The sequence below is a fragment of the Veillonella parvula genome (genome assembly GCF_902810435.1).
Lineage (GTDB): Bacteria > Bacillota > Negativicutes > Veillonellales > Veillonellaceae > Veillonella.
Genome location: NZ_LR778174.1, coordinates 1063857 through 1088308 on the forward strand (window position 1 = coordinate 1063857; position 24452 = coordinate 1088308).

General features: G+C 37.1%; 18 protein-coding genes. 16 read left to right on the plus strand and 2 right to left on the minus strand.

Features of this window, described 5'->3' with window-relative positions; translation table 11 throughout:
- Nucleotides 1-60: 60 nt before the first annotated feature.
- From FNLLGLLA_RS04765 to trmFO, 13 genes are all read left to right on the plus strand, one after another.
- Nucleotides 61-1380 (plus strand): amidohydrolase, encoded by a 1320-nt coding sequence (locus FNLLGLLA_RS04765; protein WP_174892295.1) that lies wholly within the window; start codon nt 61-63, stop codon nt 1378-1380.
- Nucleotides 1381-2020: 640 nt separating this feature from the next.
- Nucleotides 2021-2479: a hypothetical protein gene (locus tag FNLLGLLA_RS04770; RefSeq protein ID WP_232055010.1), complete on the plus strand. Its 459-nt coding sequence runs from the start codon at nt 2021-2023 to the stop codon at nt 2477-2479.
- A 1360-nt stretch (nt 2480-3839) separates the two neighbouring features.
- Entirely contained in the window at nt 3840-4715 is an 876-nt protein-coding gene (gene glyQ, locus FNLLGLLA_RS04775) for a glycine--tRNA ligase subunit alpha (protein WP_060919832.1), read from the plus strand.
- A 1-nt stretch (nt 4716) separates the two neighbouring features.
- Nucleotides 4717-6768: a glycine--tRNA ligase subunit beta gene (glyS, locus tag FNLLGLLA_RS04780; protein ID WP_174892296.1), complete on the plus strand. Its 2052-nt coding sequence runs from the start codon at nt 4717-4719 to the stop codon at nt 6766-6768.
- Between the two features lie 166 nt (nt 6769-6934).
- The gene (locus FNLLGLLA_RS04785; protein ID WP_024061633.1) at nt 6935-7321 is read left to right on the plus strand and encodes a MarR family winged helix-turn-helix transcriptional regulator; all 387 of its coding nucleotides are present in this window, start codon (nt 6935-6937) and stop codon (nt 7319-7321) included.
- Between the two features lie 142 nt (nt 7322-7463).
- Nucleotides 7464-7805, plus strand: coding sequence for a 50S ribosomal protein L19 (gene rplS / locus FNLLGLLA_RS04790; RefSeq protein ID WP_004695921.1), 342 nt, complete (start codon nt 7464-7466; stop codon nt 7803-7805).
- 184 nt (nt 7806-7989) lie between these two features.
- Nucleotides 7990-8895, plus strand: a complete 906-nt coding sequence (ylqF, locus tag FNLLGLLA_RS04795; RefSeq protein ID WP_118091408.1) for a ribosome biogenesis GTPase YlqF — start codon at nt 7990-7992, stop codon at nt 8893-8895.
- On the plus strand, nt 8888-9685 hold the full coding sequence (locus FNLLGLLA_RS04800; RefSeq protein ID WP_024061635.1) for a ribonuclease HII: 798 nt from the start codon (nt 8888-8890) through the stop codon (nt 9683-9685). Before ylqF ends, FNLLGLLA_RS04800 begins: the two co-directional genes overlap by 8 nt.
- A 293-nt stretch (nt 9686-9978) precedes the next feature.
- A complete protein-coding gene (locus FNLLGLLA_RS04805) occupies nt 9979-10377 on the plus strand; it encodes a YraN family protein (protein WP_004696986.1) in 399 nt (132 codons plus the stop codon).
- Between the two features lie 12 nt (nt 10378-10389).
- Entirely contained in the window at nt 10390-12096 is a 1707-nt protein-coding gene (locus tag FNLLGLLA_RS04810; RefSeq protein WP_024061636.1) for a YifB family Mg chelatase-like AAA ATPase, read from the plus strand.
- A gap of 106 nt (nt 12097-12202) precedes the next feature.
- Nucleotides 12203-13429, plus strand: a complete 1227-nt coding sequence (gene dprA / locus FNLLGLLA_RS04815; RefSeq protein ID WP_077708447.1) for a DNA-processing protein DprA — start codon at nt 12203-12205, stop codon at nt 13427-13429.
- The gene (topA, locus tag FNLLGLLA_RS04820; protein WP_174892297.1) at nt 13419-15791 is read left to right on the plus strand and encodes a type I DNA topoisomerase; all 2373 of its coding nucleotides are present in this window, start codon (nt 13419-13421) and stop codon (nt 15789-15791) included. The genes dprA and topA overlap by 11 nt, the downstream gene beginning before the upstream one ends.
- A complete protein-coding gene (gene trmFO, locus FNLLGLLA_RS04825) occupies nt 15784-17100 on the plus strand; it encodes a methylenetetrahydrofolate--tRNA-(uracil(54)-C(5))-methyltransferase (FADH(2)-oxidizing) TrmFO (RefSeq protein ID WP_156697561.1) in 1317 nt (438 codons plus the stop codon). The genes topA and trmFO overlap by 8 nt, the downstream gene beginning before the upstream one ends.
- 116 nt (nt 17101-17216) lie before the next feature.
- Here the strand turns inward: trmFO and lgt are convergent, their stop codons facing one another.
- Complete coding sequence (lgt, locus tag FNLLGLLA_RS04830) at nt 17217-18041, minus strand: prolipoprotein diacylglyceryl transferase (RefSeq protein ID WP_128114240.1); 825 nt, start codon at nt 18039-18041, stop codon at nt 17217-17219.
- A 156-nt stretch (nt 18042-18197) separates the two neighbouring features.
- On the opposite strand from lgt, the gene FNLLGLLA_RS04835 reads away from it, so the two are divergent.
- The 3 genes from FNLLGLLA_RS04835 (at nt 18198) to FNLLGLLA_RS04845 (ending at nt 22994) form a co-directional block, all read left to right on the plus strand.
- Nucleotides 18198-19880, plus strand: coding sequence for a glycosyl hydrolase family 18 protein (locus FNLLGLLA_RS04835; RefSeq protein WP_156697560.1), 1683 nt, complete (start codon nt 18198-18200; stop codon nt 19878-19880).
- Nucleotides 19881-19970: 90 nt separating this feature from the next.
- Nucleotides 19971-22439, plus strand: a complete 2469-nt coding sequence (gene leuS / locus FNLLGLLA_RS04840; RefSeq protein ID WP_156697559.1) for a leucine--tRNA ligase — start codon at nt 19971-19973, stop codon at nt 22437-22439.
- A gap of 75 nt (nt 22440-22514) precedes the next feature.
- A complete protein-coding gene (locus tag FNLLGLLA_RS04845) occupies nt 22515-22994 on the plus strand; it encodes a deoxycytidylate deaminase (protein WP_004695896.1) in 480 nt (159 codons plus the stop codon).
- Nucleotides 22995-23154: 160 nt separating this feature from the next.
- Here FNLLGLLA_RS04845 and FNLLGLLA_RS04850 read toward each other — a convergent pair whose 3' ends face one another.
- Entirely contained in the window at nt 23155-24384 is a 1230-nt protein-coding gene (locus FNLLGLLA_RS04850; RefSeq protein ID WP_077708442.1) for an aminopeptidase, read from the minus strand.
- Between the last annotated feature and the right edge of the window lie 68 nt (nt 24385-24452).

Sequence of the window (24452 nt, forward strand, 5' to 3'; positions counted from 1 at the left end):
TACATCATGATGACATAATCGACCGTATTTTTATACGGTCGATTTTATAAAGGAGATATTATGAGCCGTATGACAAAGGAAGAAGTAAAACAACGTGTTTGTAAAGCTATTGTTGATGCACAACCACGTTTACGAGAATTTGCAGAATCTATTATGGATGAACCTGAGTTGGGTTTTAAAGAGGTAAAAACCTCTAAAAAGGTTCAGGCTATGTTTGATGAACTTGGCATTTCTTATACTATAGGTCATGCACTGACAGGTGTAAAGGGTAGAATGAAAGGCCGAGATAGTAAATATACGGTTGCCATGGTTGGGGAATTAGATGCCATTCTCTGTCCTCGCCATCCTCGTGCCGATGATTTAACAGGGGCTGCTCATTGCTGTGGTCATAATGTACAAATTGCGAATATGTTTGCTGTCGCTATGGGTTTACAAGCTGTGATGGACGAATTAGCTGGCGATGTTGTATTATTTGCTGTTCCGGCAGAGGAAATGATTGAAATTGATTACCGCAATAAATTGCGTGAGCAAGGTAAGCTTAAGTATATGGGTGGTAAGCAACAGCTCATCTATGAAGGAGCTTTCGACGATATTGATATGGCTATGCAAATGCATGTGGAGACAGCCAAAACACCTGCTGGTGAAATGGGGCTTGGTAGTACCTCTAATGGTTTCGTATCTAAACTGATTGAATATCACGGTAAGGTAGCCCATGCAGCACAAGCACCTCATGAAGGCATCAATGCTCTTAATGCTGCTTTGATGGGGGTTATGGGGGTTAACTCCATTCGTGAAACTTTCAAAGAAAGCGATTATTTCAGATTCCACCCAATCATTAATCAAGGTGGTACATTGGTAAATTGTGTGCCTGATTATGTTCAAGTTGAAAGTTACGTGCGTGCCTCTAATATTGAAGCTATTGTAGATGGCAATCATCGTGTAAACCGGGCCTTAAAAGCCGGTGGCGATGCAGTAGGAGCCACATGTGTTATCCATGACCTACCTGGTTATTTACCGATGCGTAATGATGAACGTATGAATGCTCTATTACGAGAAAATTCAAATCCTATCTTTGGTGAAGCCAATGTATACCAAGGCCCACATATAACAGCTAGTACAGACATGGGGGACGTATCTCACTTGATGCCGGTCATCCATCCATGGGTTGGTTGTATCAGTGGTGTACTACACAGTGCAGAATATGAAATCTCTGTACCTGATGTAGCGTACATTAAAACAGCACAAGCCTTGGCTATGACTATTGTAGACTTACTATACGATGATGCAGCGGGCGCTAAAGATGTATTAGACAACTTTACACCAGCATTAAATAAAGAAAGCTATATTGAACTCTTAGATCGTATTGCTAAGGGTGAATAAAATAAACCACCTATTGAAGATAAATTGATTATCTTTGGTAGGTGGTTTACAATTTTATTAAATGATTTCAAAAAAATTTACTAATTGTTGATTAATAGAAAGTATATCTTTATCTTTTATTGTAATCATATGTTTTAGTATTATTGGAATAGTTCTTTTTTATTATAAGTAATGAAGAAAGTGAATATTATAAAACGATTATTTTTCTATGCATTTGCATTATTTTCATTGACTTCAATTATATATGGAATGGCTTATGATTATATGATTGGTGCCGAAATCCACTATGATTTCTATGGAGCATTCTTTGTTTGTTGGTTAATATTCTTTGGTATCTTGAAAGCAATTTGGAACTTATAAATAGCCTGACTTCAAATATATGAGGTTTTATTAAATGATGCAACTAGCGTTTAATATGATTCTTTTGATTTTATTATTCTCTATTATGGGAAAAATAATATATGACTATCTCAAAGGTCGTAAGCTAAAATGTGCATATTATGGTATTACTTTCGTAATCTGGCTTATTATTTTTGCTTTACTAAAATTAGTTTTTGAGCTGTAAAAAAGTTCTCTTTACTCAAAGTGAATGTTTATGATATACCTTTCGTATTTATATCTGAGGAATTAAGGAGGTTTTATGCCCTTTAGAAAGCTTATAAGGATAACTTGTATAGTAGTTTTATCGTTACTAGTAATTATTCTACTTTTTATTGGAATTAGAATATACGAATATCAAATATTTATAAACTCTCTTGTAGATTATGGGAAACAAATAGGGCTTAATAAAAATATGACTGGTTTTGCTACCGATTTTCCATATATATATTCTAATGGTGATTTTGGAATAGTTGTTGTTGACGTATTACCCTATGGTACAGTACGTATCATTCCAAACTATAAAGGCTTTAGCAAAACTTTTATGTCTCCAGAAGATGGTAATTTAGAGTCTCTGCAAAGAGCATATGGTGATAAACTTATAATTTTAGATAGTATTGATCAATTTTCAGAGGATGAAATAAAGATTATAAATGAGATAACTAGTAAGGACTCAAAACCACGATATGATAGGGATACTTGGGTTACTAGATCATTCTAATTTATGGAACGTAAACTTTATAAATAAGTTTTGTAACTAAGTATTTTATCTGAGTTTAATTATTTTAAATTATATCTAGGATTAACCTAATAATTTATATAACTTACTTTTACAAAAATCATTTAATATAGAATAAATCAAGAGAATCGGTAAGTATATTCTTAAATAAATTTGGAGAATAAATCATGTTTGAGATATTAACAATTTTAAGTTTATTATAATTGTCATATCGTATTAGATTCTTTTATAAAGAGGGGAATTATAATCAGGTAAAAAGTTTTGTTTCTATATTAATTTTCATAATAACAGTTTTGGTTTTGAAACAATTATATGATTACAAATTTATTACTTTTGAAACATATTATATTATTTCGATTGTAATCGGATTAATTTTTTATTTATTACTAATGGGGAGTATTGTATATAAATATAGAAGTGCGGATGATCAAAAAGAAAGAACGTGTTTAGTTAAGGCTTTTTTATTAGGATGTCTGCCAATTCTAATTTGGAGATTAATCATCTTTCTTATTTTTTAATATAGATAGTAAATTTAGTATATAAGTCTTGTAAAAAAATATTCTGGAATATGAATAAGTAAAAATGAGGGGGAATAGAATTAATGAAATTAATATATTATTTTGCTACTATATCCTTGTTTTTAGCATTTGCCTATAGCCTAATTCAATATATCCGAAAATCTACTGAGGACATAAATGAAAAATATAGCCTAATTAGTTTAGGAATATTTTTAGTTGTATTTTTTGGGGATTTTAAGTTCTTAGATGCTATAAATAAACAATTTAAATATCTAGTTGAGTTTTTACTGTTATCATTTAGTACTTACCTATTTTCACTAATATTTAAAAATAGTAATAATAAATGGATTTACTATTTATTTTCTTTCTTTACTGTCTTACTATTTTTAATGGCAATCTTATTCTCTATATAATTTCATACTAATTAAAGTGAAGTTATATATTTAGTTAGATAGATATTGGGATTAGTTTATTTATTAACATAATTTTTTGGGAAATGTGCTTTTACGTGTTATTAATAATAGTTTGACATTCATCCCTCCGTATTGCTACAATATTGTGTATAATATATGCGATGAAGCAGAGTAGTAAACCTTTCTAGCGAGTGAGGATGGTGTAAGCTCACATTTGGTTGAAGGCGCTGTAGAGCATTGGCAGGAACGCAGGTATCTGTTAGTAAAGGCCAACATAGAAAAAAGAGGGCGCAAGCCAAATAGGGTGGAACCGCGGGTATACTCGTCCCTGTAACGTTTTTCGTTACAGGGACTTTTTTGTTTGTAACGAAATGGTTGATTTTATGTCGGTTGTGTAAAGTGGAGGCAGCAATGACATTTCAAGAGATTATTTTAAATCTACAAAAATTCTGGAGCGATCAAGGTTGTATCGTTCAAAATCCATATGACATTGAAAAGGGCGCAGGTACAATGAACCCTGCTACATTCTTACACGCTATTGGTCCTGAACCATGGGCTGTATGTTATGTAGAGCCTTCTCGTCGTCCAGCAGACGGTCGTTATGGTGATAACCCTAATCGTTTGTTCCAACATCATCAATTCCAAGTTATCGTGAAACCATCTCCAGATAATATCCAAGAATTGTACTTACAATCCTTGGCAACTCTTGGTATTCATGCTGAAGATCACGATATCCGTTTCGTAGAGGATAACTGGGAATCTCCAACATTGGGCGCTTGGGGCCTTGGTTGGGAAGTATGGCTCGATGGTATGGAAGTAACTCAGTTCACATATTTCCAACAAGTTGGTTCCATTGACTGTAAACCGGTTTCTGTAGAAATTACATACGGTCTAGAACGTTTGGCTATGTACATTCAAGGCGTAGAAAACGTATATGACCTTAAATGGAATGAAAATGTTACATATGGTGACGTTTGGCATGCTAATGAAGTTGAACAATCCGTATATAACTTTGAATTAGCAGATACAGATATGCTTTTCAAATTGTTTGATATGTACGAAGCAGAAGCAAAACGTGTTTGTGCAGCTGGTTATGTATTACCAGCTTATGACTATGTATTGAAATGCTCCCACACATTCAACTTGCTTGATTCCCGTGGCGCTATTTCTATCAGCGAACGTACTGCTTTCATCGGTCGCGTACGTGCCTTAGCTCGTATTTGTGCACAACAATACCTTGCTAAACGCGAAGAATTAGGTTTCCCACTTTTGAAAGGAGATAAATAAGATGGCAAAGGATTTATTATTTGAAATCGGTGCAGAAGAAATTCCTGCCGGCTTTATGCCCAATATCTTAGGTCAATTGAAACAATTGGCTGAAACAAAATTAAATGATGCCCATCTTCCTTTTGAAAGCATCGCAACATACGGTACACCACGTCGTTTGGCTCTTATTGTGAAAGGTCTTGCTGACACATCTGCGGAAATCAGTGAACGTCATAAAGGTCCTTCTGCATCCATCGCATATGATGCTGACGGTAATGCAACAAAAGCAGCTATCGGTTTTGCTCGTGGTAAAGGTCTTGATGTAGCGGATCTCGTTGTAGAAGACGGCTATATTTACGCTGAAACTAAAACTGCAGGCGTACCAGCAAAAGATATCGTCACAGATATGTTACCTCAATTGATTACAGGTCTTAACTTTCCTAAATCTATGCATTGGGGTAATTTAGATGCTAAATTCGTACGTCCTGTACGTTGGCTTGTAGCTTTACTTGATGAAGAAGTAATTCCTGTAGAATTTGCTACTGTTAAATCTGGTAATGTAACACGTGGTCATCGATTCTTAGGGGCTGATGAAATCACTATCAAAAATGCAGCATCCTATGTAGACACATTAAAAGAAAACTTTGTTATGGTTGATCAAGACGCACGTCGTGAATTGATTTCCAAACAATTACATAACATTGCAGCTTCTAAAAATGCATCTATCGTTTGGGATGATGATTTGTTAGAAGAAATCAACTATCTTGTTGAATGGCCTACAGCATTGTGTGGTGGCTTTGAAGAGTCCTACTTGGCACTTCCAGATGCAGCTATCATTACACCTATGAAAGACCATCAACGTTACTTCCCATTAGTTGACCAAGACGGCAAATTGTTGCCAATGTTCTTAACAGTTCGTAACGGCTCCGATCATTCTATCGAAGTAGTTCAAGCTGGTAATGAACGTGTATTGCGCGCTCGTCTTGATGATGCTAAATTCTTCTTCAATGAAGACCGCAAGAAACCTCTTATTGACCGTCAAGATGGTTTGACTAAAATCGTATTCCAAGAAGGTCTTGGTAACTTAGCAGATAAAACTGAACGTTTACTTAAATTGGGCCGTGTATTTGGTGAAGAATGTGGTTTACACGAAGATGCAGCTGTTGTGTTAGAACGTGCTACAGAGCTTGCTAAAACTGATCTTACAACTGGTATGGTTACAGAATTCACTGAATTACAAGGTGTAATGGGTAAAGAGTACGCTTTACTTGATGGTGAGTCCGAAGAAGTGGCAGAAGCTATTTTCGAACAATATTTACCACGTTTTGCAGGCGATGTATTGCCTCAAACTGAAGCAGGTAAAGTATTGTCCATCATCGATAAAGTAGATAACATCGTTGCCACTTTCAGCCGTGGCCTAATTCCTACAGGCTCTCAAGATCCATATGCATTGCGCCGTCAAACAATTGGTATTTTGAACATCTTGCTTGGTAGCGAATGGAATATCAGCTTACGTCCAATCTTCAAAGCATCTATGGAATTTCTTAATGTACCAACTGAAAAACAAGACGAATTGCTTGGCCAAGTAGAAGAGTTCTTCACACTTCGTTTGAAAAATATCTTCCTTGATCGCGAAGTTCCTCATCATGTAATCGACTTATTGTTATCTAACAACGAATTGTCCGTTGCTGATGCTGAAGGTCTTGTAAATGCATTGTTAGCTAACCGCATCGATGAAAACGTTGAACTTGTTCAAGCCTATACTCGTATGTACAATCTTGTAAAAGATGTGGAATATACTGGTGTTAATAGCGATTTATTGAAAGAAGATGCTGAAAAAGAATTGTTCGAAGCTGCTTCTAAAGCATCTGAAGCAAGTAGTGCTGCTTGGGAAGCAGGCGATTATGATGCAGTCGTGGCAGTTCCAGCTACTTTAGTTCCAGCCATCAACAAATTCTTTGAAGATGTAATGGTTATGGATAAAGATGAAGCTATTAAAGCTAACCGTTTACAACTCGTTCGTTTAGCATACAGTGTAATGGCTATTATTGGCGATATTAGCGCATTAAAATAACATATTTCAGTAAAACTTAAAAATTTTACAATGATATACAAGAGAAGAGGTACCGTGTGTACCTCTTTTTTGCTTTTACGAAGAATATGCAAATTTTATGCAGGATTTTTAGAGACTATGGCGAATACTTTATAATATACAAAGTTGTATGAGGAGATAGATGATTATGAATCATGATGAATTATATAAAGCCTTATGTAAGGTGCCAAGCGGCAAAGAAAAGTCTCGTGATAGAATTATTATTGAATTATATATGCGTTCCCAAGGAGCATCACAGAAGCAGTTAGTAGATGCTCTAAATATGCGTCCTGCTACTGTGTCGGAGCAGACAGATATTCTCATTGAATTGGGATATGTTACAAAACATATTGATTATATGGATAAACGTATATCTGTAGTTACTTTAACAGATGAGGGGAAACGGTTAGGCAAAACTCTTTTACATACATATAACGAATTTCTTAATGTAATGTTCTCTGATTTATCGGATGAAGAACAGGAGAATTTATACCGCTTATTAGGTAAGTTAAAACGACCAATTATACGTAAATAATACGTAAATATTTGGATTATTAAAATAATATAGAAAATACTTGCTAACAGTACGTGATTTATGATACTATATTGCTGTTAATTTGAGACAGTCCGCTGCCTATAAGGTGTAGGTATTGAATGTCTGCAAACAGGAGGAAACAATGAACATTATTAACGTACTTGAACAAGAACAACTTCGTACAGACATCCCTACTTTCCGCGCTGGTGACACAGTTCGCGTACACGTAAAAGTAGTGGAAGGTACTCGTGAACGTATCCAAGTGTTCGAAGGTTTGGTAATCAAACGTCAAAACGGTGGCGTACGTGAAACTTTTACAGTTCGTCGTATTGCATCCGGTGTAGGTGTAGAACGTACATTCCCACTTCACAGCCCACGTTTAGCTAAAATCGAAGTTATGCGCCGTGGTGTTGTTCGTCGTGCTAAATTGTACTACTTACGTAACCTTACTGGTAAAGCTGCTCGTATTCGCGAAAAACGCTAATGTTCATAAAAGGCTGCCGTTGGCAGCCTTTTATTTTTGCTAAAATTGGATATGAATAGTTCTATTTTATTATTCTATGAATTAAAGAGTTATAATAGAGGAATATAGAGCTGTAAAAAGATAAATATAAAATATACTAAGTATCTCTATGAGATGTATATAAAGTATGTAGAAAGGATATAAAATGGCAGATTCACCTATCGTACATTGGTTCCCTGGGCATATGGCGAAAGCTACTCGTATGATTACAGAGTACATCAAGAAGGTAGATGTTGTTATCGAGTTATTAGATGCGCGTATTCCTCGCTCTAGTGCGAATCCTGTAATCCTTGAACTCGTTGGTCAAAAACCACATATTGTACTGTTAAATAAAGTTGACTTAGCAGATCCTAAAGCCACAAAGGAATGGACTGAATTCTTTACTAAACAAGGCATTACAGTATTGGCTATCGATTCTAAATCTGGCAAAGGCAATAAAAAATTACTATCTACCGTAGAACGTCTAAGTAAACCTATCATTGATCGTTGGGTAGCGAAAGGTATTCGCAGTCGTTCTGTTAGGACTATTATCTTAGGCATTCCTAATGTTGGTAAATCTACATTGATTAACTCTTTAGCTGGTTCTGCTGCAACGCGTACAGCTAATAAGGCAGGTCATACACGTGGTCAACAGTGGGTTAAAATCGGTAAAAATCTTGAATTGCTTGATACACCAGGTGTATTATGGCCAAAATTAGAGGACCAACGTGCAGCGGCTCGCCTCGCTATGACAGGTGCCATTTCCGATGATGTTTATGATTTAGAGCATGTTATAAAACAGCTATTAAATTACTTATTGACGAACACGTCAAATATTTTGGTAGAGCGTTATAAATTAAAAGAAGAAGAGATGACCGATGTTGATACGATTCTTGAAAGCATCGGACGTCGTCGAGGTTGTCTTGTAAGCGGTGGCATTGTAGATTTTGACAAGGCTCGCCGTATTATCTTGCAAGATTACCGCAATACTAAGTTAGGTACAATTACTCTCGATCAAGTTGATGAAGAACCGTACTATTCTACAGATGGTGAGGAGAGTCATAATGGATAAAGATGTATTTTCTAAGTTAAAAGTAGCAGATATTAAAGCTCTCTTTGAAACTGAACAAGCCTTAGAGATTTTGTCTTTTGCTCAAGAGGATACTCGTAGTTCTGTACAGAAATTGGCTGCTTCTTATATTAAGCGTCAAGAAAAAGAGTTAAAAGAACAGCAACGCCTCATGGGTATGTATGACTATGAAGGAATGTTCTATGATCAAGGTATCTACCATGTGGCTGGCGTCGATGAAGTGGGGCGTGGTCCTATTGCGGGGCCTGTTACGGTAGCTGCTGTTATCTTGCCACCTATGACATTAATTCCAGGCCTTAATGACTCTAAAAAGCTAACGGAAGAAAAGCGTGAAGCGCTCTATGATATCATCATGGACGAAGCTGTTGCTGTTAGCTGTATTTCCTACGGCCCAGAAAAGATTGATGAACTCAATATTTATGAAGCAACGCGACAAGCGATGTATGAGGCTATTCGTACGCTCAGCGTACCAGCTGAAGCAGTAGTGGCTGATGCTATGAAATTGCCTGATTTAACGATTCCTGTTGAATCCATTATTAAGGGCGATAGTAAAAGCGCTAATATTGCTGCTGCATCCATCATTGCAAAGGTTACGCGAGATCGATATATGAAGAGCCTTGATGTTGAGTTCCCTGGTTATGGCTTTGGTATTCATAAAGGTTACTATACGGAATTACATAAAGAAGCTATCGAGCAACAAGGGGTAACACCGCTTCATCGTAAGAGCTTTGAGCCTATTAAATCTATTGTACGTTGGGTTAAACCTGAGTAAATCTTAGTTATTTATATATGGGTAATAGATTTACTTTATGATTCGACTATTAAGTTAAGTCCTATAGTCGTATTAGTTTTATTCGTTATATCATTATAAATTGCATATAGTTTATATCCGTAAAGAGGTTCCTATTGGTCACCTATGTGACTATTAGGAACCTCTTTTGTATTTACTTTTGTTACCTCCATAATTTACGCTACAAGTAAGTATTACCTGTTGAAAGATTAATATAGTATAGATATTAAATTCTATGAGTTATTGTTGCAGATACACCTTATTAGGAGGTATATATGAAAACGATTAGTACTGGTAAAGCATTTAATGAACTCGATTCAAAAGAACTGGGCAAATGGGGGGAACGAGTAGCTACCAATTATATTGAAAAAATGGGACTTACGGTAGTAGATACAAATTATCGAACCCGTTTAGGCGAAATAGACATCATTGCTAAACGTGATTTAGTCTATCATTTTATAGAGATTAAAGCTCGCCGAGGTATGCAACATGGACTAGCACGTGAGGCAGTTACCAAGAAAAAACAAAAGCATATTAAACGAGCTGCTATGTTGTTTCTATATGATTTAAATCAAAAAAAGCGCCGTTGGAAGGAAATATCCTTTGATGTAATAGAGGTGTATTTGCACGAGGACTTTCAAAGTTCTATTCATTATTTACCACAGTGCTTTTAGTGAGGTCAGTTTATGTACGCAAAATTAAATGGAGCCACCTTACACGGCATTGATGGATGTATCATTACTGTAGAGGTTGATATATCACAAGGTTTGCCGGTCTTTGATATCGTTGGACTACCTAATCAATCTGTTAAAGAGGCTCGTGAACGGGTACGAGCGGCCATTAAAAATAGTGGATACGAATTTCCAATGAGACGCATCGTAGTCAATTTAGCCCCGGCTACAATTCGTAAAAGTAGCGCTGGGCTCGATTTAGCAATCGCTTTAGGGGTTCTGCTTGCATCAGGACAGATAAATGGGCGTAAAGCTAAAATTTCGGCTTTATTTGATAAGAGTTTGTTTATGGGAGAGTTAGCGTTAGATGGTTCGTTATTACCGACCTTTGGGACTCTAGCTATGTCGCTAGCAGGATTAGATGCTAATTATTCAAAAATTTATACAAGTATTGAAAATGGTAAAGTGCTACAGTCTATTCCTAATTTAACTATATATGGTGGATCATCACTACAAGAAATTATTACTATTTTAGAGGAACAAATTAAGCCAAAGGTAGTTGATAAAAATAAACAAATAAGTATCAAAAAAGGAAAAGTAGATAAACACAATGCCAATAAATCAATTCTAGGGCCTTTAGAGTCTATGCCATTAACCGGAAGCAATGAAAATCTAGATACAATCAGTAAACCACAAGTAACTATGATTAGTAATAATTGTGTTGATACGTCTGTTACGGATGAAAGTATAACTATAAAGACTAATCAACCATATACAGTTGATTTTGGCGATGTACAAGGTCAAGAGTTAGGCAAACGAGCCATGCTCATCAGTGCTGCAGGTCATCATCATTGTATTATGATAGGGCCTCCAGGTGGGGGTAAAACGATGATGGCCGAACGATTGCCGACCATATTGCCTCCTATGACTTGGAATGAAATTGTTGAAGTGAGTCGTATACAAGATGTAATAGGTTTACTAGGTGATAATGGGCTAGTGAAATCTAGACCTTTTAGACATCCTCATCATACGGCAACTTTGGCTAGTATGGTCGGTGGAGGGATACAGGGACGTCCTGGAGAGGTAACATTAGCTCATGGAGGCGTATTATTTATGGATGAAGCGCCTGAGTTTCAACGCCAAGTAATCGATGCATTACGACAGCCTTTAGAGTCTAGAACGATTACTATAAATCGGTCTCAAGGAAATTATATATATCCAGCTAATTTTATTTGTATTCTTGCGGCCAATCCTTGTCCTTGTGGGTATTACCATGATCCTTATAAGGAATGTGTCTGTACAGAAACGATGGTTAAAAACTATCAGCAACGGTTATCAGGGCCGATTATGGATCGTATTGATTTGCATATTCCCGTTGAGAGACCGACCCTTGAACAGCTGTTAGATACATCATCTTCAAATATGACGAGTGAAAGTATGAGACAACAAGTTATCATGGCCACTGCTATGCAACAGAAACGATATGAAGGTTTTGACTTTAATTCGAATGGAGCAGTTCCCCATAAGGCAATTAGTGAACTATGCAATATTACAGATAAGGCTTGGAGTGTTTTAGGCAATATATTTGACCATTTTCATTTAAGTGGGCGAGCTTTTGATCGCATATTAAAGGTGGCTCGTACAATTGCTGATTTAGAAGAAAATCCAAAAGTAGAACCACATCATATTTCTGAAGCAATGTTATTTAGAACTGGCAAATAAAGTAATTATCTCATAAATTTAGTAGTTGTTTATTTGCCAAAAGTAGTTGTTTGATTCTATATAAAATTAATGATTATATACTTAGAAAGAATTACTAGGTGTTTATATGATTAGATACGATGACAATATTTATATTGCAGGATTACAAAGCTTATACAATGTTGGAGCCACATATGTAAGGCGTTTTATAGAGGATTTTGGATCCCCTTATGATGCGTGGCAAGCTATTAAGAATGTAGAAAACTTAAAATCTTATACATATATTTCTGCATCTGATAAACGTGCCATTTCAGCATCGGCTAAAGATGAAAAATTAGAGTATATTATCCATAAAGTAGACGAATACCAGATGGATTTTACTACCTTTTTAGACAAAGACTTTCCGTCTATTTTAAATCATATATATAATCCGCCAGCCATTTTATTTATGAGAGGTAATCGGGCACTCTTAGATGGACGCTTAAATCGTATTGCTATTGTTGGAGCAAGGAGTTGCTCCTTATATGGTCGGAATGTGGCGAGAATGCTCGGCAAGGAATTAGGTAAATATAGTACCATTATTGTTAGTGGTGGGGCGCGTGGTATAGACTCACATGGTCATGAAGGCCTTCTGGCTAGTCAGGGGTATGGAATCATTGTTATGGGATGTGGTTTAGATATTACCTATCCTCGAGAAAATGCAAAATTATTTGATCGTATATTACAAAATAATGGGTTACTTCTCTCCGAATACCCGCCAGGTACACCGCCGTCCGCAAAACATTTCCCAGCACGGAATCGTATCATTAGTGGATTATGCAGAGGTGTTATCGTAGTGGAGGCCAAGTCTAGTAGTGGTTCTTTGATTACGGCAGATATGGCGGTTAGTGAAGGTCGAGATGTATTTGTGGTACCATGTAATCTATTAGACCATACAGCAGATGGAAATAAATTCTTAATGAAAAATGGTGCATATGTACTTACTGGTTATGAGGATATAGTTGAACAATACCATTTAACAATGCGGGAATATTTTTCTAGTGAACATAAACTTTTACCAACAAATAATAAAGGTAATAAAGGCGTAAAAGCTAGCGTTCAAATAGGGAATCATAGTCAAAGTGTTGATAGAAAAGGGTGCTCTATGTTAAGCTTTAATGTGGATAGGAGTGTAATATTGAATGAAATACCTCATGATCGATGTATTACGGTTAGTGATATTTTGAAAGCGACTCGTATTCCATTACAACAACTACAGCCCTTATTACTAACATTAGAAATGGAAGGGGCTATAGAGAATCATCCGCCGAGAGGCTATATTAATATGACTAGGAGTGATATACTTGTCCATTAAACGATCTATCGTTATTGACGAGCCGAAAGCAGCTAGTACTAGTAAAGATACAGAAAAGAAAAATACTAAGAAAGAGAGTACTACTATAAAGCGTAAGGTTACTAAAGAAGCCCTTACTCCAATGGGGATTGTACGGGATAAATCTGTACTACAAACTTCTGTGCCACCGGAGCAACGGGAACCTCGCGTATATAATCCGAACGGCAAAGTCTTGGTTATTGTAGAATCTCCTGCTAAATCTAAAACAATTGAAAAATTCTTAGGTCCTAACTATGTGGTAAAAGCAAGTATGGGCCATCTACGAGACTTGCCTAAATCTCAAATGGGCATCGATATAGAGCATGGCTTTACACCGCGCTACAGCAATCTTGTAACTCGTAAAAAGGTTATAGATGAACTCGTTTCCTATGCTGATGAAAGCAGTGCCGTATTGCTTGCAACTGACCCTGACCGCGAAGGGGAAGCCATTTCTTGGCACTTAGCGTACATTCTCAATGTAGATCCTAAGTCTACATGTCGTATTACGTTTAATGAAATCACTAAAAATGCCGTAGCAGAGGCTTTGGAGGCTCCACGTACCATCGATATGAATATGGTAGATGCTCAACAAGCGCGCCGTGTATTAGATCGTATCGTAGGCTATAAATTGAGTCCATTACTTTGGAAAAAAGTATGTAAGGGTCTCAGCGCTGGTCGTGTACAATCTGTAGCAGTTCGACTCATCTGTGAACGAGAGCGCGAAATCCAAGCCTTCGAACCACAAGAATATTGGACCATTAAAGGTAATTTTGAAACACCTATAAAAGAATCTTTCACAGCGGAGTTGACACATATTAAAGGCGAGAAAATCGATATTACTACTGAAAGCGATGCACAAGCGGTGGTTGATGCTATTGGCGGTGAAGATGCAGTAGTGACAAATATTGAAAAGCGCAAACGTTCTCGTAAAGCGGCACCTCCGTTTACAACATCTACGTTGCAACAAGATGGTGTGCGTAAATTGAACTTTGGTGCTAAGCGTACGATGATGATTGCCCAACATTTATATGAAGGTTTAGAAATTGGCTCCTATGGCCACGTAGGTTTGATTACGTACATGCGTACAGACTCTACGCGTATTTCTAAAGAGATGCAAGTTATGGCTAAGGACTTTATTCTTCGTAACTATGGGGAGGAATATTATCCATCTAAACCAAATGTGTACGGTTCTAAAGGTTCTGCACAAGATGCGCATGAGGCGATTCGTCCTACATCTCTCGAGTTAACACCTAAAATGGTGGAACCATTCTTGAGTCGCGATGAACTTAAGCTATATACGTTGATTTGGAATCGTTTTATGGCGAGCCAAATGGCGCCTCAACAAAATGAATCCACAACGATTGAGTTGAATGTTAAAGATGACTATACCTTTAAAGCAACTGGCTCTCGTGTTATCTTCCCAGGTTTCAGTGCCGTTTATGAAGATGTGAAAAAAGAGGATGCACCTCAATTGCCAGCTCTGAAAAAGAATGATGCTGCCCATACGGTAGAGGTATTGCCTGAACAACATTTTACACAACCACCTCCACGTTACTCCGAGGCGAGTCTTATCAAGACATTAGAAGAACTTGGCATTGGTCGCCCTAGTACATACGCACCAATTCTAGATACTATCGTAAGCCGTAACTATGTGGAAAATACGAATAAACAATTCGTGCCTACAGAGTTAGGCTTTGTGGTGGTAGACTTCTTGATTACATATTTTGAAAAAATCATCAATACTGGCTTTACCCGTGATTTAGAAGAAGAACTTGATGCTATCGCATCTGGTAAGGATACGTATGTAAAAGTATTATCTGATTTCTACGAGGTCTTTGCGCAAGAACTAGAAGATGCAAGTGATGTAGACCGCATTGAAATTGCATCTATGGAAAGCGATGAGATATGTGAACTTTGTCATAGTCCAATGGTATATAAATTTGGTCGATACGGTAAGTTCTTAGCATGCTCTAATTTTCCAGAATGTAAAAACACAAAACCTATTACAGTGGGAACTGGGGTAACGTGTCCTAAATGTAAAGAAGGGGAAATCGTAGAACGTAAGTCTCGTCGTGGACGCATTTTCTATGGCTGTAATCGATACCCACAATGTGACTTTACACTATGGGATAAGCCAACCCATGATTTCTGTGAAACATGTGGTTCTATAATGGTTGAAAAGACATATAAAAATGGTACAGTTAAAAAGTTCTGTTCCAATGAAACTTGTCCGACTCGACCACCAAAGAAAACAAGAAAGAAAAAGAGCGAAGCTAGTGAAGAACCTGTAAAAGAATCTAAAAAGTCTAGTAAAGCTAAAAAAGAGGAAACTACAATTGAATAATAAAAATGTTATTGTTATTGGTGCAGGCCTTGCAGGCTCCGAAGCGGCTTGGCAACTCGCTAACCGAGGTATTCATGTAGACTTATATGAAATGCGCCCTGTGAAGAGTTCTCCGGCGCACCAAACAGATCAATTTGCAGAGCTCGTATGTAGTAACTCGTTGCGTGCTGGTAATATTGAAAATGCGGTAGGCCTTTTGAAAGAAGAAATGCGTCGTTTAGGTTCTATCATTATGGAATGTGCCGATGCAACTGCTGTACCTGCCGGTGGTGCATTAGCCGTTGATCGTCATTTATTTAGTGAAATGGTGACTAAGAAGGTAAAGAGCCATCCTAATATTACAGTTCATCACGAAGAGGTAACTGAGATTCCTACAGAGAGAACTGTTATCTTTGCTTCTGGTCCACTTACGTCTGAAGCATTAGGAGATAAGATTAAAGCCTTAACTGGTGAAACAGGCTTTTACTTCTACGATGCTGCTGCACCTATCGTAACGGCTGAATCTTTAAACTACGATAAAGTTTTTGCTGCTTCTCGTTATGACAAAGGCGATGCGGATTATCTTAACTGTCCTATGACAGAAGAGGAATATAAAGCGTTCTGGCATGAGCTTACAACAGCTGAAGCTGTACAGCCAAAGGATTTTGAAAAAGAAATCTACTTTGAAGGCTGTATGCCCGTAGAAATCATGGCAAGCCGTGGTGAAGATACATTACGTTATGGACCATTAAAGCCTGTAGGCTTAGTGGATAAACGTACCAATGAGGAATCTTACGCAGTGGTACAATTGCGTAAGGAAAATAAGGAAGGCACCATGTTTAACTTGGTAGGCTTCCAAACTCATTTAAAATGGGGTGAACAAAAGCGTGTATTCGGTATGATTCCAGGACTCGAAAATGCAGAATTTGTTCGTTATGGTGTTATGCATCGCAATACATATATCAATTCTCCTGAACTATTAAATCACGCATTTCAACTAAAAAAAGAACCACGTCTATTCTTTGCTGGTCAAATGACAGGTGTAGAAGGCTACTTGGAGTCTGCTGCTAGCGGTCTCATGGTAGGTCTTCAAGTAGCTCGCTATTTAGAGAAAAAACCGTTTATTGAATTCCCTAAGACGACGGCTATTGGCTCTCTTAGTCACTATATTTCTAACTACGAAGGCTCTAACTTCCAACCAATGAATGTCAACTTTGGCATTATGGAGTCGTGGCCTCAAAAAGTACGTAAGAAAAAAGAAAAAAATGCACTGATTGCAAATCGTGCATTAGAAGAAATTGATGTTCTAAAAGCTAAAGAAAGTTTATAAGAAATAGCCTTATAGAGAATAGGCTTTTAAGAAATAGTTTTATTTCAAAAAATAGTAAAAGTCCTACATTCAATGGTAAAACCAATGAATGCAGGACTTTTCTTTTTATATGTAATTTATTTACGTTTTTTAGTTTTTACTGTTGGTTCTATAGCAACAAGTACCTTTTGATTTTTCTTTTCTAGATAGCCTAGATAGATGAATACACAGATACCGACAATGATAGCTATTAAACTCGTCATTTGAGCAGATTTTAGACCTAGCGTTACGTTTACGTAATCGCCACGTAAGAACTCTAAGAAAAAGCGAGCCGTAGAATAGAGAATAGCATATAGTACGAATACCTGACCCTTAGCATGCTTAAAAGATCCAAATAATAGAAGGACTACAAAGATAAGAATATCGATTTGACCTTCCCATACTTCGGCAGGCCATAGTGGTTGATTACCGTAGGTGCGGTAGGCAAGGGTACTTTCAGGATAGATAATACCATAATTACCGCCCGTAGGATGACCAAAAGCATCACCGTTTAAAAGGTTTGCCATACGACCTACGGATTGCGCCAAAATCAATGCAGGGGCAAATAAATCGGCAAAAGCCCAAAAGTCAATCTTGTTTTTACGAAGATACCAATAGCCCGCAATTGTGCCTAGTACTACGCCACCTTGAATGGCCATGCCTCCTTGCCAAACAAAGGGAATTTCCAATAAATGATTACCGTAATAATCCCAATCAAAGAAAAAGACATCCCATAGGCGAGCACCGATGAGACCAGCTACGGCAACAGTAATGGAAAAGTCGATGATGTGTTCATGCCAACCGCGGCCATCCTTTTTCAATAGTACATAGGCAACAGAGGCACCACAGATGATAGCCAAAGCTAACATGGTACCATAGGCTCTAATAGGGAAGTCCCCTATGAAAAATAAATATTGATGCATACAAAACTCCTTATGTGATAATTTTTATTAGTACATAGATTAAATTATAAATTACATATATCCTTCGTGCAAGAAAAGAGATGAACTATATATAATATGGTATAATATAGAAATTGGTATTGTATCCCAGTATGGGACCTAGAATTAGGAGAGTACATGATTCGTAAATCTACTATTATAAAATCGTTAACAGCTTTAGTAATGTCTGCTTTATCAAGTACATTCGTACATGCAGAGGTATTGGTTCCATTAGATCAATTTTTAGCCACTACTACACGTCATTACGAAGCAAATCAATATAAAACAGCATATACCGTGTTTGTTCCACAAAGTGAATTACAAGGTGATAAAGTTGTTTTAAATCCTGCAGCTGTAGGTGAACCTGTTAAATTGCCCATTACTAAAAAAGATGGTCTATCCTATGTAGATATTGAGTCTGATCCAGCTATGCTAGGTGTTAGTTATACAAAAAATAATGGTCAACTTATTTTAGGCCCTGCACCAGAAGCATCTACGGTGAAAGCGCCTTATACATTGAAAACACCATTGGCTTGGGCTTTTGATCCATGGACAGCGGAGGGCGCTCCATATCAGGCAAAACTCAATACGAGTGGTGACAATATCATTTCTCCAAGTTGGTTTAAATTGCATAGCTTAGGTTTAGAAGCAAGTCCAAATATTAATATTGATTATGTGAAAGCGTATAAGAATAAAGGCTATCACATTTGGCCGTTGATTACTAATCGGTTTGACTCTAATTTTACAAGTGGTATTTTGGCGGACCAATCGGTATGGAAGAAATATGCTCATAATCTTGTTCAATATGCTTATATATATGGGTTTGATGGTTATAACTTTGACTTTGAAAACATCGATTATGCTGACCGCGATCGTTTAACAACATTTGTATCATATTTGTCTAATCATTTACATCAATATAATATTAAAACTTCTATCGATGTGACCGGGTATTCTGATAGTCCAGAATGGTCATTAGTGTATAACCGCAAAGCTTTGGCAGATACTGTCGACTATGTAGTTCTTATGGCATATGACGAAACTTGGGCTAAGAGTACTACTGCAGGTCCTGTTGCAAGTTATCCTTGGGTTCGTAGCCATACAGAAAGAATGCTCTCTGAAGTTCCTTCTCAAAAGCTAATATTAGGGGTACCATTCTATATGCGCTTATGGCATGATACAAATGGTTATGCTAAGGGTGAAACACTGGCTATGAAAAATACAGGGAATTACTTTGCTAATTACAGAGATAAAATGACTTGGGACGATCGATTAAAGTTATACTATTTATCTATTCCAACAGCTTCTGGTTCAGATCGTATTTGGTTTGAAGATAATACATCGTTAGGCTTAAAACTTGATCTGGTAAAAGAATTACACCTTGGTGGGTTTGCAGCATGGCGTAAAGGGTTTGAAGATATTTCTACGATTACTATGATTCAAGAAAAAGACTTAGGACGTGGTATTCCTAAATCTCCTACAGCAGTTGTTCCTGAACCTGTAGTTCAAGAAGCTAAACCATTAACAAAGCTTGAACAATACAAATTACGCTTAGAAGAAAAAGAAAAAGAAAAAGCAGCTAAAGCGGAAGCAAAACGGAAAGCTAAAGAAGAGAAAGAAGCTGCTAAACGCAAAGCAAAAGAAGAAGTTGAAAAAGTAAAAGCTGAGAAAAAACGCTTAGAAGAAGAGGCTAAAGCTAGAAAAGAACACAATAAACAAACTGTTAAAGAGCAAAATGATTTATATACTAGTCATAGTTCTGATCAAAATACAAGCCCTAAAAATGATTTAATAAAAACTATTCAAGTCGTAAAACGCTAGTGTTTGACTGCTTTTACAGTACGTAGTAAAATAAAAATATTAATTATAAAATGGCAACCTATGAGGTTGACCATATGAGGAGGCCCCTACATGAACGAAAAGTATGTAGCCCAAGATATTGAAAAAAAGTGGCAACAGTATTGGGAAGATAACCATACATTTAAAACAGAATATGATGAATCTAAAGAAAAATACTATGTATTAGAAATGTTCCCGTACCCATCTGGTAACTTACACATGGGTCACGTGCGTAACTATTCCATCGGTGACGTAGTAGCTCGTTTCAAAAAAATGAAGGGCTTCAACGTGTTGCATCCAATGGGCTGGGACTCCTTTGGTATGCCTGCTGAAAATGCGGCTATCAAACATGGTATTGCACCTAAAACATGGACTCTTGATAATATCGAGAACATGAAATTACAACAAAAAGCTCTTGGTTTATCCTACGATTGGGACCGTGAAGTAGCGACTTGCAAAGAAGATTACTATAAATGGACTCAATGGTTCTTCCAACAATTTTATAAAAAAGGCTTAGCGTACAAAAAAGAAGCTAAAGTAAACTGGTGTGAAACTTGTCATACTGTATTGGCAAACGAACAAGTCATCGATGGTGCTTGCTGGCGCTGTGATAACCCAGTTGAGAAAAAAGACTTGTCTCAATGGTTCTTGCGCATCACTGAATATGCAGATCGCTTGTTAACTGATTTGGATACTCTTGATCACTGGCCACAACGCGTTAAATTGATGCAAAAGAATTGGATTGGCCGCTCAGAAGGTACGGAGTTTTCCTTTGAAGTACCGTCTATTAATGAACGTGTATCTGTGTATACGACCCGTGTAGATACAATTTATGGCGTAAGCTATGTAGTACTGGCTCCTGAACATCCATATGTAGAACGCATTATTGAAAACGCTCCTAATAAAGCTGAATTAGAAGCTTTTATTACACGTATGCGGAATATGAGCGATATCGACCGTACATCTACAGAGGCACCTAAAGAAGGTATGTTCACAGGCTCTTATGCAGTAAACCCTATGTCTGGCGAACAAGTACCGGTTTGGATTGCTAACTATGTATTAGTAGACTACGGTACAGGCGCTGTAATGGGTTCTCCTGCACATGATGAACGTGACTGGGAATTTGCTCATAAATACGATTTGCCAATTAAACAGGTTGTAGCTTGTGAAGGCGAAGAATATAGCCTTGAAAAATGGCAAGAATGGTACCATGAAGATGGCATTCTAGTTAACTCTGGCGATTATAACGGCCAAACATCTGCAGAGGCTCGTAAAAATATTACAGCTGCTCTTAATGAACGCGGTATTGGTGAAGGTAAAGTAAACTTCCGCCTTCGTGACTGGTTGATTTCTCGTCAACGTTACTGGGGCGTGCCAATTCCTGTAGTATATTGTGAAAAATGTGGTGAACAACTCGTTCCTGAAGAAGAGTTGCCAGTACGCTTGCCAGAGAATGTTAAATTTGAATCTGGTGCCGTATCTCCATTAGCTACATCTGAAAGCTTCCTAAATACTACATGTCCTAAGTGTGGTGGCCCTGCACGTCGTGAAACAGACACGATGGACACATTTATCGATTCCTCTTGGTACTTCTTGCGCTATACAGATGCTAAAAATGACCAAGCTTCATTCGATAAAAAAATTGCTAATTACTGGATGAATGTTGACCAATACATCGGCGGTATTGAACATGCTATCTTGCATTTATTGTACTCTCGATTCTTTGTGAAAGTTATTCACGATTTAGGCCTTATCGATGCAAATGAACCATTCCGTGGCTTGTTGACACAGGGTATGGTTCTTAAAGAAGGCAGTAAAATGTCTAAATCCAAAGGTAATGTAGTTTCTCCTGAAGAAATTATCAATACCTATGGTGCTGATACTGCTCGCTTGTTTATTCTATTCGCAGCGCCTGTAGATCGTGACCTTGATTGGTCTGACCAAGGTGTTGAAGGTTCCTATCGTTTCTTAGGCCGTGTATGGCGTATTGTTGATGCGTACAACGAAGAGGCTAAGAAAAATGTAACTGGTGATCTTACAAAAGACGAATTCGGATTGCGTCGTGAATTACACCGTGTTATCAAAAAGGTTACGGAAGACTTAGATAATAATTTCAACTTTAATACAGCGATTTCTGCCATCATGGAACTTGTAAACGCTATGTATGCTCATAAGGATAAAGCAGAAACAATCAATAGTGCATTAGCTAATGAATTGACACATTCCTTATTGCTTCTTTTAGCGCCATTTGTGCCTCATATTACAGAAGAATTGTGGCATGAATTGGGTGAAACTACATCCATTCACACAGAAAAATGGCCTGTATATGAAGAATCTGCTCTCGTTGTAGACGAAGTAGAAGTAGTCTTGCAAGTAAATGGTAAAGTTCGTGATAAACTTACTGTTTCCGTAAATATTACAAAAGAAGAATTAGAAACATTGGCCAAAGAATCTAGCCGTGTTCAAGAATTTATAGAAGGTAAGAATATCGTAAAAGTTATTTACGTACCTGGTAAACTTGTAAATATCGTTGTTAAATAAGGATATTCTATTTGTTTAATATTGTAAGCCCCCAACTACATAGGTAGAAGGGGGCTTATTTTAAGTGAGGTAATTATGGCAAAACGTAGCGATTATATTTCCTGGGATGAATACTTCATGGGTGTTGCCATTTTGGCAGCACAACGTTCTAAGGATCCAAATACACAAGTTGGTGCATGTATTGTTAGTAATGATAATAAAATCTTGTCCATTGGTTATAATGGTATGCCTTTGAATTGCAGTGATGATGATTTCACATGGGAACGTGATACAGCTGATGATAATAAATATTTCTATACTGTACATAGCGAACTTAATGCAATCTTAAATTATCGTGGCGGTTCTCTAGAGGGCTCTAAAATATATGTAACGCTTTTTCCATGTAATGAATGTGCGAAAGCCATCATTCAAAGTGGTATTAAAGCCGTTATCTATCGCGATGATCTCTATAAGGATACAAAAGAAGTAAAAGCATCCAAACGGATGTTGAAAACCGCAGGTGTAGACATTATTGAATACAAATCTACAGGCCGCACATTGAATATTACATTGTGATATAATAATTTTTTACCACTAATAAGAACCCCTATATACAAGCGTATATAGGGGCTCTTTTATATGTAGTTTTCTATTATAAATTGATATCAACCAGATCCGTTAGATTGAACGTACAGTTTTTACTATCATCCAATGTAGGATTACACTGTAGTCATGTTTATACTTGTAAACGGCCATCAATCATAATGTCTACTTCTTGGCCATCACGAGTGTAGCCTTTAATATTCATATGTTCATCACCAATCATAAAGTCTACATGTGTTAAGGAGTAGTTAAGGCCACGTTCTTTTAATTCTTCTTCAGATAAACCATCACTATTTTTGAGGCATGTAGGATAAGATGCACCAATCGCTAAATGGCAGGATGCATTTTCATCAAACAATGTTTCGTAGAAAATTTGGTTAGATTGGCTAATTGGGCTGAAGTGGTCCACCAAAGCAACTTCGCCGAGGTAGTGGGAGCCTTCATCGGTTTCTATTAACTCTTTTAATACTTCATAACCCTCTTTGGCAGTATAATCAACGATTTTACCTTCTTTGAAAGTAAAGGAGAAATCAGAAATAGTATTACCCTGGTAAATTAAAGGTTTTGTGCTGTATACAATACCATTAACACCATTATATTGGGGTGCGGAAAAAACTTCCTCTGTAGGAATATTGGCATTAAAAATAGTGCCATCCTTTGAAGATTCTTCACCACCTAGCCATATATGACCTTCTGGTAATTCTAATAAGAGGTCAGTACCATTTTCACAAGTATAACGCAATGCCTTTAAGTCTAATTTATTCAATGCTTCACAGCGGTGACGCAATTTTGCCATGTGATGACGATATGTGTCTTTCGCTTCTACACCTTCAATGCGGCAAAGTTTTAATAGGGTAGCCCATAGTTGTTCAATTTTCTGTTCATCTGTACCTTCATAGCCAAGTAAATCTGCCCATAGAACCGTTGGTACAGAAGCAACGCACCATGTAACAGAGGAGTTCATAATCGCTGTATGGTAGAAGGATAAAGCTTTATTTAAGTTACGAGATTGTAGTGAAATACGATTTGTTGGAATACCTTCTAACGCTTTTGGGTTCGCACTAATCAAAGATAAGAAAGCGGCCTTATCATCGATGTATTGCTTGTAGAATTCAGGAATCCAGTTAGCCGGTCTTTCTAATACAGATTCCTTAGCATGTAATAAACGTTGACGAGCGATTGGAGAACATCTCCAGTTGAGGACAACTTCTTTGGCACCTAATTCATATGCTTCTTCTGTGACGATAACTGCAAAGTCTTTGTTTTCTACATCTACAGAAATAACAAGAGTTTGATCTTTTTGTAAATTTACGCCATATTTTAACAAGGTATGTGCATATTTTTTTAATGTTTCTTGATTCATTGTATCTCCTTATATTCGACATCAATTATGAAACTCCTGCTGGTGTGACCAATAGAGTCAACAGTAGG

Bases quoted from the DNA above. Each gene is read 5' to 3' on its own strand.
- FNLLGLLA_RS04765 (WP_174892295.1), top strand. From the start codon at position 61: ATGAGCCGTATGACAAAGGAAGAAGTAAAACAACGTGTTTGTAAAGCT.
- FNLLGLLA_RS04770 (WP_232055010.1), top strand. From the start codon at position 2,021: ATGCCCTTTAGAAAGCTTATAAGGATAACTTGTATAGTAGTTTTATCG.
- glyQ (WP_060919832.1), top strand. From the start codon at position 3,840: ATGACATTTCAAGAGATTATTTTAAATCTACAAAAATTCTGGAGCGAT.
- glyS (WP_174892296.1), top strand. From the start codon at position 4,717: ATGGCAAAGGATTTATTATTTGAAATCGGTGCAGAAGAAATTCCTGCC.
- FNLLGLLA_RS04785 (WP_024061633.1), top strand. From the start codon at position 6,935: ATGAATCATGATGAATTATATAAAGCCTTATGTAAGGTGCCAAGCGGC.
- rplS (WP_004695921.1), top strand. From the start codon at position 7,464: ATGAACATTATTAACGTACTTGAACAAGAACAACTTCGTACAGACATC.
- ylqF (WP_118091408.1), top strand. From the start codon at position 7,990: ATGGCAGATTCACCTATCGTACATTGGTTCCCTGGGCATATGGCGAAA.
- FNLLGLLA_RS04800 (WP_024061635.1), top strand. From the start codon at position 8,888: ATGGATAAAGATGTATTTTCTAAGTTAAAAGTAGCAGATATTAAAGCT.
- FNLLGLLA_RS04805 (WP_004696986.1), top strand. From the start codon at position 9,979: ATGAAAACGATTAGTACTGGTAAAGCATTTAATGAACTCGATTCAAAA.
- FNLLGLLA_RS04810 (WP_024061636.1), top strand. From the start codon at position 10,390: ATGTACGCAAAATTAAATGGAGCCACCTTACACGGCATTGATGGATGT.
- dprA (WP_077708447.1), top strand. From the start codon at position 12,203: ATGATTAGATACGATGACAATATTTATATTGCAGGATTACAAAGCTTA.
- lgt (WP_128114240.1), bottom strand. From the start codon at position 18,041: ATGCATCAATATTTATTTTTCATAGGGGACTTCCCTATTAGAGCCTAT.
- FNLLGLLA_RS04835 (WP_156697560.1), top strand. From the start codon at position 18,198: ATGATTCGTAAATCTACTATTATAAAATCGTTAACAGCTTTAGTAATG.
- leuS (WP_156697559.1), top strand. From the start codon at position 19,971: ATGAACGAAAAGTATGTAGCCCAAGATATTGAAAAAAAGTGGCAACAG.
- FNLLGLLA_RS04845 (WP_004695896.1), top strand. From the start codon at position 22,515: ATGGCAAAACGTAGCGATTATATTTCCTGGGATGAATACTTCATGGGT.
- FNLLGLLA_RS04850 (WP_077708442.1), bottom strand. From the start codon at position 24,384: ATGAATCAAGAAACATTAAAAAAATATGCACATACCTTGTTAAAATAT.